The 2,360-nt window shown below is 69.0% G+C and carries 4 protein-coding genes; all 4 read right to left on the reverse strand.

All coding sequences use genetic code 11. The features are described from left to right. Window positions 1-86: 86 nt before the first annotated feature. Window positions 87-308 carry a phage head-tail joining protein gene (locus ACK42S_RS17470; protein ID WP_409710601.1) on the reverse strand — a complete coding sequence of 74 codons (222 nt, stop codon included), beginning with the start codon at window positions 306-308 and terminating at the stop codon, window positions 87-89. Continuing rightward, complete coding sequence (locus tag ACK42S_RS17475; RefSeq protein ID WP_409710604.1) at window positions 308-700, reverse strand: hypothetical protein; 393 nt, start codon at window positions 698-700, stop codon at window positions 308-310. Before ACK42S_RS17475 ends, ACK42S_RS17470 begins: the two co-directional genes overlap by 1 nt. Beyond that, window positions 700-1,191: a hypothetical protein gene (locus ACK42S_RS17480; RefSeq protein WP_409710606.1), complete on the reverse strand. Its 492-nt coding sequence runs from the start codon at window positions 1,189-1,191 to the stop codon at window positions 700-702. Before ACK42S_RS17480 ends, ACK42S_RS17475 begins: the two co-directional genes overlap by 1 nt. Before the next feature lie 36 nt (window positions 1,192-1,227). After that, window positions 1,228-2,360, reverse strand: a 1,133-nt coding sequence (locus ACK42S_RS17485) for a terminase gpA endonuclease subunit (RefSeq protein ID WP_409710609.1), incomplete at its 5' end; no start/stop codon positions are given.

The following is a 2,360-nucleotide window of genomic DNA, read 5'->3' on the forward strand; positions in this document are numbered from 1 at the left end:
CCACGCCAGGGATCGACGGCCACGCCCAGCGGCCTCGTGCACCGGCGGTCCGCCGAACAGACTGCGGATCTTCGCGTACCAGGCCATCAGAATCCCTTGCTCGTGGTGACGCGGATCTGCCGCGGCGCGCCGGGCCACAGCCCCGTGGCCACGGCCTGCTCGAAGAGATCCCGCTTGACCGCGCGGATGGCGGCCTGCAGTTCCTCGATGGAGCGGTACTCGACGGTCTTGTCGCCGAAGGTGACGCGCCGCTCGCCCTTGGCCAGCGCCGCTTCCAGGGCATCGAGGTGGGCTTGGGTGTAGGCCATCAGCGGTAGACCACGAGGTTGATTTCGGTGGAGTCGTCGAACGACGCGGCCGTGGTGGCGCAGCTGAGGTCGACGTACTGGGCGGTCTTCTGGTCGGAGGTGGCGCGCACGATGGCAATGCGCTGCGTGCCGCTGTTGGTGCTGCTGCGGGCCAGCGCCGTCCAGCAGTAGTCGGCATCCGGCATCGGCGTGGCAAAGCTCACGCGGTAGCGGCCGGCCGCGGTGCGGGTCACCCCGGCGACGTTGTGGGCCGCGCGTACGACGATCTGGTTGCCGACATACCCGAAGCACACCCAGGCCCGGGCCAGGCCCGGGTGGGTCGCATCGATCTTGGTCTGGACCTCGAGGCCGATGCGGCTGGCCAAGGCGGCGATGCGAGAGGCCAGGCTCATCAGGCGAGCGCCCCTTCGAAGATCGCGACGAAGTCGGTGTCGGTGTCGCCGATGTCGCTCGTGGCCACTGCTCCGATGTTGCTGCGCGCATGAAGCTGCTCGGCGGCGGTGAGCGTCTGCGCCGCATCGAAGCGCACGCGGTGGTTGACGGCGGCCAGCAGCGCATCCAGGCCGCTGGTGCCGTTTTGCAGCAGCTGCTGGATCTCCAGCAAGGTGTCGTAGGCGGCGTCCGCCCCGCCCAGGATCTCGGCTTTCAGCGCATCGAGCAGCGTGACGATCTTGTTCGACGAATAGGTGCTGGTGGTGGCGACCTGGGTGTCGTCGATCGCACCCGAGGCCAGCACCGCGGCCTTCAGCTCGTTGATCGCCGCCACCAGGCTCGACTTGTCGGTGGTGGTGAGGTTGGCAAGGTTGCCGGCCTTGGCGCGCACGTCGTTGAACTCCTGCGCGACGCGGATGACCAGGCTCTCGATGCGGGTGGCCAGACTCATGGGCTCTCCTTCGGGGTTCGGGACGGCCAGCGGCGATCAGCGCAGCCAGGGGCTGCGGATGACCCGCCGGCGTGATGGGGTCGTAGAAACGGCGAGGCCACCTCGCTGGGTGGCCTCGTCGTGGTTCAATGCAGGAACCGGTGGCGGCGCATCCGGTGGTGTCGCCAGCCCCAGTTGCCGCTCCAGATCCCGCCAGTGGCGTTCCTCGAAGCGGTCCAGCCCCGCTGCGCTCGCAGCCGCGCGAGCGTAGACGTAGCAGTCCAGGGCTTCGTTCCTCTCGCGCATCTTCTGCCACTCGCGCACCGGGTAGCCGTTGCGGTCTCGCCGGGTGACGAGCTGCTCGGCGCACAGCTGCTGGATGAACTCGGCGTCGATCTTGGGCAGGTGCACATACCCGGCCGGATAGACCGGGGTCGAGCCGTCCTCGGCCACGTCGGCGCTTTTTCTCAGGTTGTTGTAGAGCTCCAGCTTGGCGATGCCCACCGCCACGCTGTAGACCTTGATGCCCCGGCGCAGCTTCTTGCCCGCCTGCGAGACGTCCACCGCGGTCGGCGTGCCGATCAGGGCCGCTCCCTTGGACACCCCCTTGACCGCCATCACGCGCGGATCTCGGCAGGCGCGCACGAAGGCGTAGGCTTCCTGCGTCGCAAAGCCCGTGTCCAAGGCGAAGCGCGCAAGCGGCATCTGCGCGCCGCGCTCGTGCGTCCAGGTCTCGGCGGTCAGTTCGGCCAGGCTCTTCCACACCGCATCGCGCGCCGTGTCGCCCATCAGCACCCGGTGCTCGACGAGCCAGGCCTCCTTGCCGCGCCCGAAAGCCCAGATCGAGGCCTCGATGCGGTCCTTCTGTACGTCGGCGCCGCCCACCAGCAGCAGGCCGCCTGCGGGCACTCGGCCCAGGGGATAGTCCTCCCGCCGCTCGAGCAGCCGCTGCCAGTCCGGCGCCTCGCCCTCCTCGACCCAGGTCTCGCCGAGTTCCGTGTTCTTGAAGGTCTTGATCGCCGCAGCCGAGCCGGACTCCTTGCCAACCGCCGCCTCCCAGGCGGCGGCGATGTCCCGCCAGGAACGCCAGCCCACAGGGCTGTAGAGCGACGACAGGTGGAAACCGGCCGTCTTGGCACCCGGTGCCATGGCCCGCCACTCGCCGTGCTCCAGCATCCAGGTCTTGTGGT

Origin of the sequence: Caldimonas sp. (assembly GCF_046289365.1) — a bacterium.
Classification (GTDB): domain Bacteria; phylum Pseudomonadota; class Gammaproteobacteria; order Burkholderiales; family Burkholderiaceae_C; genus Caldimonas.

What these genes read in the sequence shown, in the direction of transcription:
- ACK42S_RS17470 (WP_409710601.1), bottom strand. Translation starts at nt 308, where the DNA reads ATGGCCTACACCCAAGCCCACCTCGATGCCCTGGAAGCGGCGCTGGCC.
- ACK42S_RS17475 (WP_409710604.1), bottom strand. Translation starts at nt 700, where the DNA reads ATGAGCCTGGCCTCTCGCATCGCCGCCTTGGCCAGCCGCATCGGCCTC.
- ACK42S_RS17480 (WP_409710606.1), bottom strand. Translation starts at nt 1,191, where the DNA reads ATGAGTCTGGCCACCCGCATCGAGAGCCTGGTCATCCGCGTCGCGCAG.